Genomic DNA, 15068 nt, shown 5'->3' with positions numbered 1-15068 from the left:
CAGCAGCAGGCTACTCGGCGTGAGGCGAAAAAGGCTTACGACCGGACCCGCGGCGCCCGCGAACGCGCGGAGCGGAAGGTCCGCGAGCTGCACGAACAGCTGCGCCGGGCCGAGGACGACGCCGAGCACGCCACCTGGACCGAGCACGAAGCGGAAGACGAACTGCGTACAGCCGATGAGGCCCTCGCCCGTGCCGAGGAGAAACTGCGCGAAGCCCGCCAGGACGTCGAGCGCTTCAGTAAGGCAACGCCGTAGGCGTCGGCTCCGGCTCACGGGCCCGCCACCCGGTCGTGCGGAACCTCGCCATCGCCGCGTTCATCACCGGCCTGCTCCTCCGGGACCTTGCCGACCCCCGGTTCCTCTCGCTCGGTGGCGCCGGAAACGAAGGCTCTGCGTAGGGCTGGCGCGGTCTAGGCCGGTACCTGGTCAGCGACTATGCCGCGGCGTCGGCACGCTGCCCGACGGAGCGGCCCCAGGGGGCTGCCCAGCCCTGTCCGGTCGGTTCTCCGCCGACAGCGCGGTACGGATCCGCGCGGCTCGGACGCGCACGTCCGTATACGAGTCGCCGCTGGCACGTTGGACCGCATGGACGACGGCAGCCCGGCGTACGTCGAGTGGAGTCGGGGCGCGGCGGGCCTGCGGAGGGGGCGGATCGACGAGGGTGAGGGTGACCAGGTGCTGCATGCGGGGGTCGATCTGCTGGCGTTCGCGGATCACGGGTGTGGGGTCGGCCATGACGGCGGCTGTTGCAGCGATCAGGTGGGCGGGGGTGCGGGTGGTGAAGACCGCTTCGGCGCGGGTGCCCCAGCCGGGCGGGCCGGCCCACAGCGTCACGGTTTCGTCGTTCCAGCCGGAGAAGCGGTTGTCGATCAGGACGCCTGCCAGGCGGTCCGGCGCGATGAGCTCGACCGTGCCGCGCTCGGCCGCGGCGCGGGTCCAGCCGACGTTGATCAGGGGCTGAACGGCATCCGCCCAGTACAGCGACGGAGGCGCGAGGAAACGGTGGTTGTCGTCCGTGCTGTTGGCGTAGTCGCGGGCCAGGGCGGCGGTGAGGCCGGCGACGATCTCGGCTGGGGTGACGTGGTTGAAGGTCGCGGTCCAGCGGGGTGCGGAGACGGCGTCCTCGGCGGAGGTGATCTTCCACAGGTCGTAGTCGTCGCCGAACCAGCCGATGCGGATCCGCCCGTCGGGTGACGTGACCATGAGCTGGCAGGGGCCGTCGTCCAGGTGGTGGTGGGGCCAGTGGGCGACGGGAGCGAAGCCGACGTCGCCGGTGCCGTCCGACCCGGCGAGGTAGCGGGGGGTGACGAGGTATTCGCGCCACTGTTCGTCGTCTGCGTTGTACGGCATGCGATCCTCCTCGGTCCGTCAGCGGCGCCGGGAGCGCAGAGGCGAGCTGGGGTTGGGGGCGGCCGTACCGGTCTCCAGCGAGGGCCCGATAGGCAGGCCGCGTCCGGTACGGGTGAGGGCGGCCGACTGGCGGTGATCCGACACGTCATCTGCGATGGGCGTGATGGTCACGTAGGGCAGGTTCCGCTCGGGGATGCCGGAGCGCGGTCGCTCTACGGGTTCGGTGCTGCTGAACGCCCGCGTCACCTCGGTGATCAGGTGGAGGGGCGTGCGGTTGGTGAAGTCGGCGTGCCAGCGCTCGCCGTTGACCACGTCGACGCAGGCGTACATCGTCCACCGTGCCCGGTAGCCGCCTTCGAGTTCGGCGTAGTCGTTGACTCCGTGGCGGCTTTCGCTGAGGTAGGCGTGTCCGTCCGGGGAGCGGTGGCAGAAGTCCAAGTTGGTGTCGGTGTTGCGCCACCCTCGCTCAGCAAGTGTGTCGGCGGGCCGAGTGACCTGGCCCGCCGGGCCGGAGTTCCAGGAGTGGGGGTGGTCGCTGGCCAGGCGGTCGATCAGGGCGTCGGTGAAGGCGGAGATGATCTCGGTCGGGGTGTTGGGGCTGAAAGTGGCCGACCAGATGGGCATGCCGAGGGGTTCCCGGTACTGGGTGACTTTCCAGCCGCCGTAACGGCCTTGGGGCAGGTAGGCGATGTGGGTGTCGTGGCGGGGGCTGACGAAGATCTGCCCGGTGTCGGTGCTTGTCCAGCCCCAGTCGCGGTGCGCGTACAGAGAGTTGGAGAGGTCGGCGGGGTTCCCGCGTCCGGCCAGGTACGCAGGGGTGACCAGGACGTGCAGGTCGGGGTGCTGTTCGTCGGGCTGCTGGGCATTCATGGCGGGTGTGCTCCGGGGAACGGTGGGGTGGGGCGTCGGCCGGACGAGGGGAGGCGTGCGGGTCTGGCGAGGTGTTCCACGCCGGTCACCTGCCGCGGAACGGCACGGCCGCGGCGGTGACGGCTGTCGGTACAGGTGGCTGCGCCTGGGCTGCGGGGCTGAACAGGGCGCCTGGTACGAGCGGGCTGCGGCGCAGGGCCGCCGTGGATCGAGCGCCCTCCGGCGGCAGGACGGCCCCGGTGGAGACGCGGGTCTCCGCCACGGCCGGAGCGGCAGTGTGGCGGCGGGCGGCTGCGGCGGCGTCGTACCAGAGGGCGACAGCGGCATAGACCGGGCCCAGCGCTGCTCCGGCGTGGGTGAGGGTATAGGGGTCGCCGTGCCGGGGTCCGGTGCGGGTGACCAGGCCGTCGAACTGGAGCCGGACCAGGCGGGCGCGCGCATAGCTGTCGTCGAGCCCGCTCTGCTCGGCGATGGCCACGAACCGCATCGGTCCGCTGCCGAGTGCCTGGATGACAGTGGTGGAGTGGCGCAGGTGCAGTCGGCGCAGGGCGTCTTCGACACGTTCGGCGCCGGCCATGGGGCCGAGCTTGAGGTGGCTTTCGGACCAGTCGGCCAGCGCGTGGTGTACCGGGACCAGCGCCGCACCGAATGCGCTGAGCTGGTACGGGGCGCCGCGGCGGTCACCGACTCGGATCACCAGTCCGTCGGCCTGCATCTGGGCGAGGCGCTTGCTGACGAACTGCTCGCTGACGAAGGGCAGGCGGGTGGCGATGTCGCGTACCCGCATCGGTCCCCCGCGCTGGGCGAGGGTCTGCAGGGACCAGGTGGTCCATTTCGGCGCCATCAGGGCCAGGGTGTCCTCGACGCGCTGCGAGTCGAAGGCGCCGAATGCGGGGGTGAGGGGCTGGGTGAACGTGGGCATGGGCAAGGTTCCTCTCATTCAGCGGGAGCGTGCCGGTCGCGCTGCGGTATTGAGGCCGGCGGGGCTACCCTGCTCGGGCGTGGGGCCGCTGCTGTGGGCGGTGCGGCGCAGCGCGGCAGTAGCGCGCGGGTCCTGGGCGCGGCCGGTGCGTAGGGCGGCTTCGCCGCGCGGGGTGAGCGACAGGACCTGCCCGACGCTGAGGGCGCTGGTGGTGTCCCGTACGACCCAGCCCTCGGTCTGCATCAGGTCGACGGTGGTCAGGGAGATACGGGCACTGCTGTCGGTGGCGACGTACAAGCCGTTGCGGAAGCCGCGTTCCATGACCAGCACGCGGCCGTGCTCGATCTCCTCCAGCGCCACCAGCTCCTCCTGCGCGGGGGGCCTGTCCGGCGCGTCATTCGCACCGGCATGGACGCGGCTTGCGGACGTCTGGCTGTCGGTGGCCCGTAGGGCTGCTTCGCCCCGGTCGGTGAGGGACAGGCGCTGTCCCTCGTAGAGGGACGTGCTCGTGTCGAGGTGCAGCAGTCCACCGGCGAGCATCCGCTGCACTGTCTCCGGCCACACGGCTGGGCGGTCGCCAGTGTCGCCGGCGACGTACGGGTCGTTACCGATGGCGGTGCAGCCAAGGCGCAGTCCGCCCCGGGCGACCGCCCGCAGAGCTACGGTCTGCCGCTCGCCCGCAACAGCCCAGTCATCGTCCCGGCCGGGGTCTGCGGCGTCCAGATGTTGCTTGTTTTCATGAGCAGCGGACGGGTCGGCGGTCTCGAGCAGCAGACGTTGGTAGGCGGACACCGCGCGGGTCAGGTGCTCGTAAGCAGCACTGCGCCGGGCGGCCAGCAGTTCGATGCGCGGGCCAGTTGCCTCGAAGAGGCCGTACGATCCCAGCGTCCGCGGGGCTTCACCACGGCTGATGGGTTCGAGGACGTCGATCGCGGACTGTGCGGCACGGATGAGGTCGGCGTGCAGGGCGTCGACCTCGAGCGCGGCGGCGGCGACCATCCAGCCGACGGCGCGCAGCGGGTCGTCCGACGGGTGGCGATCGCTGAGGTCCCTGGGGTCGTCGACCCCTAGGCCGTCGGCGACCAGGCGCGCGCCGGGCCGTACGGCTGGGTCGTGGGGGTTCATTGCGCCGTCTCCATTTCCATGCGGGCGAGCAGGGAGCGCACCAGCGCGGGCAGGCTGCCGGAGCCCTCGCCGGTCGCGGCGCGGCCGGGCGCCTGCGTCGCCACGTACGAGGCGTCCTCGCGCAGCCCGGAGGCGATCTCCTCGCAGTCGGTGCGAAAGGTGAGCGCGGCGGCGCTCACCACCCCGGCCGTGATCACGTAAGCCTCGGCCGGCAGGCCGGTGGCCTCGGCGGCGCCGAGCATGCTGTTCCACTCGTCGTCGGTGAACAGGGCGGCGAAGTCCTGGATCAGCTCTTCGACCCTGTGTGGGCCAGGGACTTCGGAGTGGTTGAGGACAGCCTCGGTGACCGTGTCGAGGAGGCCGGGCACCAGTGCCACCGTCTCCGTGAGCTCCACGAGGCTCTCGGTGAGCCAGCCGAGCGCGGAGGCGTAGGAGGCGAGGATGAACAGGCTCGCGCTGCTGGTGGGAAGCGGCTCGGCGAAGAGTCCTTCGAGCCGCTCGGTCAGCTCGCCGACGATGCCTGGGCCGGCGGAGAGCGGGCCCAAGACGGGGCGCAAGTAGGAGCGGCCGACGGGGGCGGGGTACTCGGCGCTGATGAGGTCGGAGATGCGCTGCGCGGCGCCGGTGAGCAGTTCGGCCAGATCCGCGTGCTCCAGAGGGGCGCGGTCGGCGGTCACCGGATGATCTTTCGCGCGTCGGCGGGTGTACTGGTGCTGTACGCAACCGGTACGGCCTGCGCGGTGGGAGAGAGGGCGCCGGCGTGCGGGGAGCGCGATTGGGCCGCGCGGATGCGGGCGGCGGTCGCCGGGTCAAGCGGCGGGGCCTGGGTACGGCCGGTGCGCTGCTGGGCGGCGCGGTAAACCGCGTAGTCCTTACGGGGGCCGGCAGCGACGAGGTACACCTCCCGGTGGTGCCTTGAGGTAGGAGGTGCGGGCCGGAACTGGACGACGAGGCGGTGGCTGGCCCAGTCTGAGCCGACGCCGAGGAGGACCTTGTGGAAGCCTTCGAGCCGGCCCTCCAGGCGCGTGGCGACGCGTTCGCCGTGGATGAGGTCCTGTAGGTGCAGTAGCGCCTGGTCCCGGATGGGTTCGGGCAGGCTGCGCAGGTCGGCGAGGGCTTCGGGGTGGGCGGCGAAGGCATAGCGCGCGGAGGTCACAGTGACCTGCCCGGATTCGGCTGCTGCGCGGTGGTGGGAGATGGGGGAAGGGTGTCGAGCCCGCAGGCCGTCGTGAGGGGGGCGGTGCCCGGGGACCGGGTGAGAGCGGCGTGGGTACGCAGTGCGGTCGTGTCGCCGCGGTCTTCGGGCGGAGGCGGCAGGGGGCCGTTGCGGGTGTTCAGCCATTCGCGGGCAGCGTCCTCGTCGGGGAAAGCGCCTTCCCGCACCGTGTAGGCGAACGCGTCCAGGTCGGCGTCTTTGAGGAAGACGCGGATCGGGTTCTGGGCCGCGAGGGTGTCGCGGGCAAGGATCCAGGTCTCGCATGGAGCGTCGTCCCAGGTCCAGGACTCCAGCACGTCGTAGCGCTGTCCTGCCTCGCGGATCTTCTGCTCTACGCGGCGGGTGAGGTCGTCGGAGGCTTCCATGAACTCGCCCACGTAGGTGATGGCTTCGTCAGGCGGGCAGCCACGCTCGATCAGCCAGGCTTGAGCGAACGACAGTTCGGCGTGGTATCCGGCCTGCAGGACGAACGTACGGCGCTGGACATCGCGGGCGATCATGATTGCGGTGAGTTGCGGCTGGCCGGGTGTGCCCCAGGTCACGGAGGTGTCGTGGGCTACGAGGTAGCTGCGCGACCCGTCCGGGGAGTGGTGCTCGACGATGAGCTGCAGGTCGCTCGCCCACAGGCTGTCCATGGCCTGCTCGGAGTCGATGTCGGCGGGCCGGAGCCCGTCCAGGGCGAAGTCGGGTCCGTCGTTCACCGGTCACCGCCTGTCGGTTCAGGCGCGGGGGTGGTCAGCAGCCGGTGGGTCGGCCGGGCCGGGCTGGTGGTACATGCGGCGAACGGCCCATCCGCTGCGCGGAGTTGCGCGAGGGCGTGGTCGAGGTGGTCCCGGTGCCACGTTGAGGGGCCAGACAGGCCGGCCTCAGTGTCCGTGTACTGCTGCCAGGCCAGCCAGAGCCCGTGGAGACGGGCGACGGCCTCGGGGTGTTCGTACCACTGGTGGCACCACGGGCGGGTGGTGCTGATTTCCCGGCCGTAGACCGGCAGGAGAAGGTAGTCGACCCAGTCAGCGAGTGCGGCCAGCTCGGTGGCGTACTTCTCGCCGCCCAGGGCGAGGATGAACAGCGACGCCGGGCGCTCACCCTGCTCCGCGTCGGTGCCCGCCGCTTCTCCGGCTGCCGGGAGAGCTGGGGCAGGGTCGGGTTCTGAGGCGAGGCGGTCGAGGATGACGCCGTGGTGGCGCACCTCGTCGATGGTCTTGGCGAGGGTGCTGGCGAGGTCGTCGAGATCGTCGTCCTGGATACGGAACGGCTCAGGCTCGGAGGTGGGGGCGGCCGTGCTGGGTTCGGACATGGCGGATCCATCAGGTGGGAGCGAGCAGGGCGAGGCGGAGTGCTCTGCGCTCTTCTGCAGGTCATCGCGGTACTCCTTCGCTCGGCGCGCGGTGCGGGGAAGAGGATCCGCGGAATCAGGGATTTGACCGGACCGCGAAGAGGAGATAAGGGGCTACGGCGCCAGGCAGCGGACGCAGCGGGGGAACGGCGGCGCGAGCAACCGGAGAGCGTGCGCGGCTTGTTGGGGGATGACGCCGTTGCCGAGGGCCGTGAGCTGGGCGGGCCGGCCCAGGCCCGGCGTCCCGGTGACCCAGCCCGCTGGCAGGCCCTAAAGTCCGCGCGCATACGGCCAGCCGCGTCGGTCGGTGGCGGTGCCGGGCGGGTGAGCGTCTCCCATCGGGCGATGGCAGTGGCGTACGGTCGCCACCGCACTCCGTGCTCTCCGAGGCCGGCGGCGTTTCCTGCCGCAGCGGCAAGATCGCCGTTGAGCGGGGTGCTCGCAGGTTTTTCTCCCGACGGCGTCCAGAGGCGCAGCCTGTCTCGGGCGTGGGCCGCAGGGAGGCTGCCGCGCTGGACAGGGTCAGGTCGCCGTTGCCGTGCCGTTGGTTCGGTGAGCCCTTGATTCCGTCCGACGCCTTCGGGGTCAGCAGGAGCCACTCGATCTCTGTCGTGGCAGGGCGGGGAACAGGTCGTGGACGGGGTGGTCGATCGCGTGGCGGGTGACGACGGTGACTAGGGCCGGACTGGTCGTGATCCTCCGGCTTGCCGAGGGTGGAGAGAGGAGCACTTGCCGTTCCTCCGTCGTCAGGATAAGAGCGTCTGGCAACCGCTGGGCGTTCAGCAGGCCTCGTGGGACTTCTCGACCGGGATGCCGCGCGCATCCAGATCGGTGTGAGCGTGAGTACGTGACGGTATCCCGGCGCGACTTCCCATGACGGGAAACGCCTTTCCCTGGTCGGTGCCTTCTGGCAGGGTGTGGCGCGTGACAGGCGAGGGCGATGCCAGCAGGAACGACGAGGCGTGGGCGATGGAATTCATCGACCGGCTGAACCGAGGCACACAGGAGGCGCATGAGCGTCGCGACGCGCTCGCGGTAGCGGTCGACGAAATAGCGGATGGATTCACGCAGTTGGGCCTCAAGTCTTGGAAAGTGGGGCGAAAGAGCCCGGCGCGAGAGGACATGAAGGCCCCCGACGTCCTGCTCGGCGACCGCGCCGAACCAGCCGCGACGATTCTCAGGTATGAATCAACGGTCAACATCCTTAGCGCCGCCGATCAGCTTCGGGGTTTCGCCGTCCTGCTTCGCGCGGAGGCATCGTTGATGGGTGCGGTCTCGGTCGCGCGCGGCATCTTCGAGGCGTGCCTGTGGGCCACAGCGGTGATCGACCCGACCATCACCACTGACGAGCGTCTGCAACGTGCCCTGACGCGTCGTCTCGCACGGCTCTCGGCAGGTATCCGTCTCAAGGACATGCTCGGCGGTGGTGTCACCGACGTCGACCAGGTCATCGACAACGACGGCGACGTCGATGACGCACATGGGACCAACCGCGATCCCGCGAAGGACATCGCCGACATCGTGATCTACGCCAAGGGCCGGGGCTGGCCCGTGAAGAAGAGCCGCCGCGCCTCCGAGATCACGCCCCTTTCGATTGATTGGCTCACCGAGAACCTTGAGCGCCGAATCGGGATCGAGGGGTACGCCTGGACGAGCGGGTCGTCGATGGCGCACGGCGAGCATGCCGCCGACACGGCGTCGTGGGTTGAGCTGTCACAAAACCTCGGCACGGCTCCGGCGTGGTTGATCCGATTGTGGTCGACTGGCGCTTGGGCGGGACCGCGTCTCTTCCTTGCAACGCTCGCCAACTACACAGGGAGGGTGAGCCTAGGCCGCGAGTATCAGCGATTTGAGGAGTTGTTCTGGGACGGGGGCGGCAAGAGATAAAGGCTTGCAGATCATTAAGGTGTTGCTTCCACTCTCATGGCTCGTTGATGTGGGATAGGCATCCCGGATGAGGTCCGTGTCCAATTCGCGAAGGCTCAGCCGTTCTTGCGCTGCAGCGGAGTGATCAGCCCTCTCATATGTGCGAGAGCTGACTCGCGGGGTTCTGAACGGTTGAACCGATGCACGAACCGCATATGCAAAACGTTCAGTTCACGCGCCTACAACCTGACATCAGCAAGGTCTCCACGCGTAACCACACCAACCACCGAACTGGCCAGCAGTCACCGCAAGCACCGTTGCAGTACTACCTGAACTTGAACGGGTGTTGTCGGGGCAGGGCGAGCTTGGTGGTGCCCCGGGTCGGCTCCGCGTGTGGCTGTCGCGTCAGGATTAGGGCATGACCCAGAGTGAAACCGCAGTGAAGCCGCAGTCTTCTTCGGCGGTCCGGCGACCCGGCTGGAAAGTGATTTCGCAGCTCGCTGCACGGCTGAGCAGGACACCCAGGACTCCAGCGAGTACGGACGCGTCGTCGTGCCCGCGGACGCGACCGTATGCGGAACCCGGATCGTCGTCTGTGTAAGCAAGTTCGGCTCACTGGCCCTGGTCTGCGCGGACAACCCCGGTGCCTTCCTCGGAACGGAGGACGCCCAGGCCGAGGGCGAGCTGGACGACGCGACCTTGCCAAGTGCGGGAGGGGTCGGGACTAGTTTCGGCGTGCCAGGCCACGGTGCCGCCGAGCGTGGCCTGCACTCCGAGGTCCAGGCCGCCGTAGCCTGAGCACAAGCTGCCGATCAGCGGCCCCGTCGGTGACGGGAAGGGCATGTTACCGCCCCTTTTCTGCGCGAGGTGCGACATCAGCGGGCGCTGGAGGGGCGGGTGAGGAGGCCTTCCCCGCTGGCGCCCGGGGACGTGTGGCGCTGCGGGCGCGTGCGGCGTGCACCTGCCTGGCGGGTGGGCCGGTTGCGGGTTCGTCGGACTTCCGGGTTGGTGGTGCGGGCGACTGGGTGCCGGTGGTCCAGCGTTGCCGGATGTCGTCGAGGGCGCCGAGGGTGGCCAGGGCTTGGTTGATGAGTTGGCCGGGTGCCAGGGTGTCGGTGGCGGCGAGGTCGCGGATCGCGTGGGCGGATGCGGCGGCTGTCCGTAGCAGTGCGGAGCGGGTCACCTGTTCGCCGAGCCACTGGGCGCCGCCGGGACCGGTGCCGTCGCAGATCGTGGTGATCTGCTCGCCGGTCACGGTGCCGTCGGCGAGGAGTCCGCGTCGCTGGGCCTCCCACAGCAGCGTCATCTGGTCGATGGGCTCTCCGCGGTGGTGCAGTGCGCCAAGGCAGCGGTAGAGGTGGCCGTGGGCGGGATCGGCGAAGTCCTGCGGGCGCAGCCAGCCGACGACTTCGTCCATGCCGTGCGGCCGGTTGGTGAGGACGGATAGGAGGAGCCGCTCGTTGTCCGCCAGTGCCTGAGTCTCGGCAGGGTCCGGGCCCCCTGGGGTGATGGGTGGGGTGACGGCCGGGCGGGGGCCGGTGCCCCAGCGTCGGGCGAGGTCGTCCAGCACGGCGGCCAGGACGTCCGCATAGCGCAGGGTGGTCTCGACCTCACCGCGGGCAGCGTCGGCGCGGGCGAGCTGGTGGAGGCGTACGGCGTGCTCGGTGACCGTGCGGTGGATGGCGCCTTCGAGGACCATCCGGCCGTAGACGGGTGCGTGCACGGGACGGGGGCAGGCCGAGACCAGGGTGTGTGCGTAGACGGTGGTCAGTCCTCGCACGTGCTGTCCGGCTTCGGCGACGGTGTCGGTCACCCACGACAGCGGCACGGTGCCGTCGTCGGCCAACTCGGTCTGCCCGGCCAAGCGGAGGCGTCGCATCGCGGCGAACAGCGCCTGATGTGCGGGCCGGTAGAAGTGCACGGGCTCCAGCCAGTCGAGCTGGTCGAGCTGATCCGGGTCAAGCAGGATGGCGCCCAGGACGGCCTGCTCTGCCCGCAGTAGCGGCCTCATCGCGGGCTCGCAGGTATGGCAGCGACGGCCCTGTCGGCGGCGGCCATTGCCACCGCGAAGCGGTCCAGTTCGGCCGCGAGCGCTTGGCCGGCAGGAACGGTGTCGCGGCCAGCGGCCAGCGGCCAGCAGCCACCGGCCGGCGCGTCGGACAACCGACACAGCGTCGAAGGGCCGTACAGCAGGGACGGAAGCGGAGGAAGGCATGCGTACTCCAGGTGGGAGGCGATGGTTGGTGGTCAGCAGGGTGTTTTGCCTGGTAGGCATGCGGGGTGGCTGAGTTCATGACGTTCTTCGACGGTTCGACCACACTTGGAGGATCGACCCTGCGATCGTGACTCCCTTGATCACGGATCTCTGGGGAGATGTGGAGGTCGACGGGACGCGACGAAGCGAGGTGTGCGCCTTCAGATGGAGCTTCTCCACTGATGAGGGTCCAGGCGAGGTGTGCATGCCTGAAGACGGCACCGGCCTGTACTTGGACGCGACCCTGCCTGACTCTGCTCGACTCGCTTGCTCCATGCGGGCATTCGTGCCGGATGACGTCGAGATGGTCTTCTGCGATGAGGGCTACACGTTTGATGTTCTGGTCAGCCCGGGCGCCAGCGTGGCCGAGCTCATCATTGAGGTGAACGCCCAGCCGTGAACGCAATGGCGCAGGCTTTGCTGGGAAGTGCGGCGCGGCATCCCCCTTGCGCCTCCTCCCTCAGGAGCCGCTTGTGTTTGCCGGCGGGCTGAGCCCAAGTCCGTATCCTTCGGCCCGTGGGTCTGATCGAGGTTGGTCCGGGGCAGGTCGAGCTTGTCGTCCGTGGGGCGGCGGGTTCGCCGGATGTGCGAGTTCGGCTGTTCGACTGGGCGAGGGAAGACGAATACCACGTCGTCTTCGGTATTGAGGCCAGCGACAACGGGGTTCGGGCCCGCGTCGGGACTGTTGGGGTAAACGTGTGGGACACGCTGGAGGACTTCTTTGACGGTCTCGCCCGGGACTTCCGTGGCTGGGAGGGCGAGAGGGTCTGGACGGCCAACCATCTGGTGGTGGCTGCGACGTTCGGTCGCGGTGGTCATGTGCGCCTGAGCTGGACGCTGCGGGCCAACGTCTTCGACAACGGGTGGCAGTGCACGGTGTCGACCGTGGTCGAGGGAGGCGAGGAGATGACGACGCTCGCTGCGGATCTGCGGGCCTTCCTGGGACAGGGATAGGCCGGGCGGCGGGCTTTCCGGGTTCATTCAGCGCGGCCTTCTGCCCTGGCGACGGCCCGTTCGGTGATGGCCTTCGTCGCGGCGGCCGAGGCGGGACCGATCACCTTGGCGGAGGGCTGCTCGTACCAGGGCTTGAGGTCCAGCATTGCGATCCGCAGGCCGGTGGCGAGCAGGAGTGCCGTGCCCTTCGGCAGCGCGCGCACGGCGTCGGGCGGCAGGATCCGTTCGGCCCGCATCGACACGGACGTGGACTTGCCGGACTCGGACGTGGAGACCGAGGTCGTGGGCATGTCGTGGTCGCCGACCATTCGGGACAGGCGGTCGGCGAAGTCCGCGTCGTCGATCCCTGAGCCGACGATCTTGATGGTGGCGGCGGACCAGAGGGCGTCCATTCCGGTCTCCCCCCACACGCGCTGGCCCTGCCGGTAGGACTGCAGGATCGTGATGGGGATGACGCCCCGGCTGCCCAGGTGGGAGTAAAGGTCCGGCAAATCGCTGATCTTGCAGACGTTCGCGGCCTCGTCCAGGACGCACAGGGCAGGAGGGTCGAGCCGGCCGCTGGCGCGCTCGGCCACGGTGACCGCGGCACGCATCACTGCGTCGGCGGCTGCCGCGATGATCGCCGAGGCCGAGCCGCCGCCATCCTTGCTGAGCAGGTACAGCGTGTCGCGGCTGGTGGCGAAAGCGTACGGGTCGAACTGCGGCAGCGTCTTCTCTGGGGTGACCCAGGCGGCGACTTCGGGGTCGAGCAGGCAGCTGGCGTACTGCCGGGCGGTCTCGTAGATGCCGTCGCGGGTCTCGGTGGCGCCGGAGACGGTGCCCTGGAGCTGGGCGGCGACGGCGTGGTGGCCGGCGTCGGTGAGTAGGTCGACCGGGGTGCGGTCGGCGGGGGAGGCGAGCCAGGCCAGGACGTCGGTGATGGGGCGCCGGTGTGAGGCGGCGGCCAGGAACAGTGCGCCCAAGGTGTTCGAGGCGGCGGTGGACCAGAAGTCGGAGCCGCTGGACTCGTCCACTGAGGCGGCCACGAAGTGTCCGGCCAGGCGCTTGGCCCCTGCCAGGTCCCGGGCGTCGGCCAGGATGTCCCACCATGTCTCCCGCGGATGGTGGGCGATCTGCTGCGGGTCGAGCGTCCAGACCGTACCGACCTCGGAGCGTGCATCGAGCGTGGCGGTGAAGGCGTCGTTGGCGGCCTTGTTGGAGGTGAGGAGCACCGGGCCGGGGGCGGCGAGGATCGCGGGGATCGCGAGCCCGGAGGTCTTTCCGGACCGGGGAGCCATGATCGCGACGATCACGTCCTCCCACGAGGCGCGCACCTCGGCCCGCCCGGGGGACAGCGTGCCGAGCAGGATGCCACGGTCAGCGGAGGCGATGTCTTTTCCAGCTCCGGCCGTTCAGGCTCGGCCGCAGGCTGCGGGCCTTGACCGCGATCTCCTTGCCCAGCAGCGGGGCAAGGTCCGTCTTGCGGGCGAGGCCGGTCCTTGAGGTGCTGCGCATACGCAGCCACAGCACGGCGCCAGCGGCGGCGATTGCGGCAGTGAGCAGGCCAGGAACGATGCGGGCGCCGATCAGTACGGCGGTGGGGCTCAAGTGTGGCCACAGCGCGCTGGGGTGAAGCAGGGCGTGGGTGGCTGAGAAGGGAGCCCAGGGGTCGGTGCCGGCGAGGGCGTTGGTGAGATTGCCGGTCAGCCAGGCCAGGCAGCCGAAGATGAGGGCGGCGCCGAGGACGCCGAACAGGAGATAGAGGAGCGCGTCGGTGCCGGTGGCGGTCGAGGGCGCGCGGGTACGCGGGGATGGCATGGCGAAGTCCAGGGGTGTGGGCAGGTCAGGTGATGGGCGGCGACGAAGAGGGTTCTTCTGTGGGTCACGGCTGGGTCTCCTGCCGGTGTGGCGAGCGGTGATCGTCGTGAGTGGCAGCGGTGGTTGTGCGGCTAGCGACGGAGTACCGGGTAGTCGTGCAGTCGGCGGCTGCTGGCGAGATGCGGTTGGCGGGGGCCCGTTGTCGGCCACTGTGCCGTGCAGCAATGCAGGACGGGGTGCCGAGACCGGCTGTCAGCGCTGTCTGTCAGCATGCCGACGTGACTGCCACACGTGATCAGCGTCCTGCCGAAGCCACGCTCGACTTCCTGCGTTCCGCGTTCCCGCCCGAATGGCGCGAACCGGCGCTCGGCCATGAAGCCGTCGCGGCGTGGGAGGCGGACAGCGGGGTGGTCCTTCCCGAGCCGTACAGGACTTTCATCGCGGAGATCAGCAACGGGTCCGGTCTCGGCCCGGCTGAGGACGGTGGTCTGCAGCCACTCGGCTGGCTGCCGGCGAGTTGGCCCGACCTCGGGCTGCGGCGGCCGGCGGAACCGTTCCCCCTGCAGGCAGCCTGGCACTGGGAGGACGACGAGACCGCCGATCCCGAGGACCCGAGGATCGATGCCGCGTTCAACGACGGGTCCATCGTGCTCGGTTCCGAGGACGGGCAGTTGTTCTGGCTCCTGCTGACCACGGGTCCCCGCCGCGGCGAGGTCTGGATGGTCTCCGACGTCGGCGCAGTCCCGACACCCGGAGACAACGCATGGGGCTTCGAGGAATGGGTGCGGCGCTGGCACACCGGCACCGGCTGGTGAGACTGAACACGTCCCGTGCACCGCCGAAACTCACGGACCGCTCGAGCCCTCGGTGTGCTCTGCCCGTCGGCGGCACTGACCGCGTCGGCCGATGCTCAGGTGGAACTCGGGCACGAATTCTCCTACTGGGCGCGGCGGATGAGTGTAGGGGCGGCCGTAGGCGGTAGCGGCGTGACGGTGGCGGCCTGGTGCTCGGCGGCGGGAATCGATCGTATGGCCGCCGCCCTTTGCCGACGGCGGGCTTCGGCGAGGTAGGGAGGAAGGGCGTCCTCGTTGTAGAGGGCGGGGTCGAGGTTCACGCGGAAGCCGGAGATGGTGAGGGATTCCGCTGCGCGGGTGGCGCGCAGTTGCCGTTCCGGCCAGGGCAGGTCCGCCGTCAGCTCGTGGGAGTCGAGGATCCCGGGGTGGCTGACGCGGACGAAGCCGTACAGGCGCAGGAGTTCGAGTGCGGTGGGTGGTATGCCGGTTCGGGTGTCGGCCCAGATGGACTGGTCGGGCCAGGGGAAGATGTCGATGTCCGTGCCGTAGGCGTCGGCGCGGTTGACGTGGGCGTCGAGGGGCAT

The 15068-nt window shown here is 69.8% G+C and carries 14 protein-coding genes and 1 pseudogene; 4 read left to right on the top strand and 11 right to left on the bottom strand.

Features of this window, described 5'->3' with window-relative positions; all coding sequences use genetic code 11:
• Positions 1-426: 426 nt before the first annotated feature.
• From ITX44_RS26410 to ITX44_RS26375, 8 genes are all read right to left on the bottom strand, one after another.
• Positions 427-1350 (bottom strand): SPDY domain-containing protein, encoded by a 924-nt coding sequence (locus tag ITX44_RS26410; RefSeq protein ID WP_205359885.1) that lies wholly within the window; start codon positions 1348-1350, stop codon positions 427-429.
• 18 nt (positions 1351-1368) lie between these two features.
• On the bottom strand, positions 1369-2220 hold the full coding sequence (locus tag ITX44_RS26405) for an SPDY domain-containing protein (RefSeq protein WP_205359884.1): 852 nt from the start codon (positions 2218-2220) through the stop codon (positions 1369-1371).
• Between the two features lie 85 nt (positions 2221-2305).
• Entirely contained in the window at positions 2306-3142 is an 837-nt protein-coding gene (locus tag ITX44_RS26400) for a winged helix-turn-helix transcriptional regulator (protein ID WP_205359883.1), read from the bottom strand.
• Between the two features lie 18 nt (positions 3143-3160).
• On the bottom strand, positions 3161-4267 hold the full coding sequence (locus ITX44_RS26395; RefSeq protein WP_205359882.1) for a hypothetical protein: 1107 nt from the start codon (positions 4265-4267) through the stop codon (positions 3161-3163).
• Entirely contained in the window at positions 4264-4944 is a 681-nt protein-coding gene (locus ITX44_RS26390; protein ID WP_205359881.1) for a hypothetical protein, read from the bottom strand. The genes ITX44_RS26395 and ITX44_RS26390 overlap by 4 nt, the downstream gene beginning before the upstream one ends.
• A complete protein-coding gene (locus tag ITX44_RS26385; protein WP_205359880.1) occupies positions 4941-5423 on the bottom strand; it encodes a type II toxin-antitoxin system RelE family toxin in 483 nt (160 codons plus the stop codon). The genes ITX44_RS26390 and ITX44_RS26385 overlap by 4 nt, the downstream gene beginning before the upstream one ends.
• The gene (locus ITX44_RS26380) at positions 5420-6184 is read right to left on the bottom strand and encodes a glycosyl hydrolase (RefSeq protein ID WP_205359879.1); all 765 of its coding nucleotides are present in this window, start codon (positions 6182-6184) and stop codon (positions 5420-5422) included. Before ITX44_RS26380 ends, ITX44_RS26385 begins: the two co-directional genes overlap by 4 nt.
• Entirely contained in the window at positions 6181-6780 is a 600-nt protein-coding gene (locus ITX44_RS26375) for a DUF4913 domain-containing protein (protein WP_205359878.1), read from the bottom strand. Before ITX44_RS26375 ends, ITX44_RS26380 begins: the two co-directional genes overlap by 4 nt.
• Before the next feature lie 963 nt (positions 6781-7743).
• Between ITX44_RS26375 and ITX44_RS26370 the strand changes: the two genes are divergently transcribed.
• A complete protein-coding gene (locus tag ITX44_RS26370; protein ID WP_205359877.1) occupies positions 7744-8706 on the top strand; it encodes a hypothetical protein in 963 nt (320 codons plus the stop codon).
• A gap of 823 nt (positions 8707-9529) precedes the next feature.
• On the opposite strand, the gene ITX44_RS26365 is transcribed toward ITX44_RS26370, so the two are convergent.
• On the bottom strand, positions 9530-10696 hold the full coding sequence (locus ITX44_RS26365; RefSeq protein ID WP_205359876.1) for a DnaB-like helicase N-terminal domain-containing protein: 1167 nt from the start codon (positions 10694-10696) through the stop codon (positions 9530-9532).
• 331 nt (positions 10697-11027) lie between these two features.
• On the opposite strand from ITX44_RS26365, the gene ITX44_RS26360 reads away from it, so the two are divergent.
• Both ITX44_RS26360 and ITX44_RS26355 read left to right on the top strand, forming a co-directional pair.
• The gene (locus ITX44_RS26360) at positions 11028-11339 is read left to right on the top strand and encodes a hypothetical protein (protein WP_205359875.1); all 312 of its coding nucleotides are present in this window, start codon (positions 11028-11030) and stop codon (positions 11337-11339) included.
• A gap of 116 nt (positions 11340-11455) precedes the next feature.
• Positions 11456-11893 (top strand): DUF6228 family protein, encoded by a 438-nt coding sequence (locus ITX44_RS26355; RefSeq protein ID WP_205359874.1) that lies wholly within the window; start codon positions 11456-11458, stop codon positions 11891-11893.
• A gap of 23 nt (positions 11894-11916) precedes the next feature.
• Here the strand turns inward: ITX44_RS26355 and ITX44_RS26350 are convergent.
• A pseudogene (locus tag ITX44_RS26350) lies at positions 11917-13690 on the bottom strand (type IV secretory system conjugative DNA transfer family protein).
• Positions 13691-13914: 224 nt separating this feature from the next.
• Between ITX44_RS26350 and ITX44_RS26340 the strand changes: the two are divergent.
• Positions 13915-14505 carry an SMI1/KNR4 family protein gene (locus ITX44_RS26340; protein WP_236061637.1) on the top strand — a complete coding sequence of 197 codons (591 nt, stop codon included), beginning with the start codon at positions 13915-13917 and terminating at the stop codon, positions 14503-14505.
• A gap of 122 nt (positions 14506-14627) precedes the next feature.
• Here ITX44_RS26340 and ITX44_RS26335 read toward each other — a convergent pair whose 3' ends face one another.
• Positions 14628-15068 carry a hypothetical protein gene (locus ITX44_RS26335; RefSeq protein ID WP_205359872.1) on the bottom strand — a complete coding sequence of 147 codons (441 nt, stop codon included), beginning with the start codon at positions 15066-15068 and terminating at the stop codon, positions 14628-14630.

Origin of the sequence: Actinacidiphila acididurans, from assembly GCF_016918855.1 — a bacterium.
Lineage (GTDB): Bacteria > Actinomycetota > Actinomycetes > Streptomycetales > Streptomycetaceae > Actinacidiphila > Actinacidiphila acididurans.
Note: the sequence above shows the minus strand (reverse complement) of the source record. Positions and strands in the feature narration are given on the sequence as shown.

Coding starts and splice junctions, on each gene's coding strand:
- ITX44_RS26410 (WP_205359885.1), bottom strand. CDS start 1,350: ATGCCGTACAACGCAGACGACGAACAGTGGCGCGAATACCTCGTCACC.
- ITX44_RS26405 (WP_205359884.1), bottom strand. CDS start 2,220: ATGAATGCCCAGCAGCCCGACGAACAGCACCCCGACCTGCACGTCCTG.
- ITX44_RS26400 (WP_205359883.1), bottom strand. CDS start 3,142: ATGCCCACGTTCACCCAGCCCCTCACCCCCGCATTCGGCGCCTTCGAC.
- ITX44_RS26395 (WP_205359882.1), bottom strand. CDS start 4,267: ATGAACCCCCACGACCCAGCCGTACGGCCCGGCGCGCGCCTGGTCGCC.
- ITX44_RS26375 (WP_205359878.1), bottom strand. CDS start 6,780: ATGTCCGAACCCAGCACGGCCGCCCCCACCTCCGAGCCTGAGCCGTTC.
- ITX44_RS26365 (WP_205359876.1), bottom strand. CDS start 10,696: ATGAGGCCGCTACTGCGGGCAGAGCAGGCCGTCCTGGGCGCCATCCTG.
- ITX44_RS26340 (WP_236061637.1), top strand. CDS start 13,915: ATGCAGGACGGGGTGCCGAGACCGGCTGTCAGCGCTGTCTGTCAGCAT.
- ITX44_RS26335 (WP_205359872.1), bottom strand. CDS start 15,068: ATGCCCCTCGACGCCCACGTCAACCGCGCCGACGCCTACGGCACGGAC.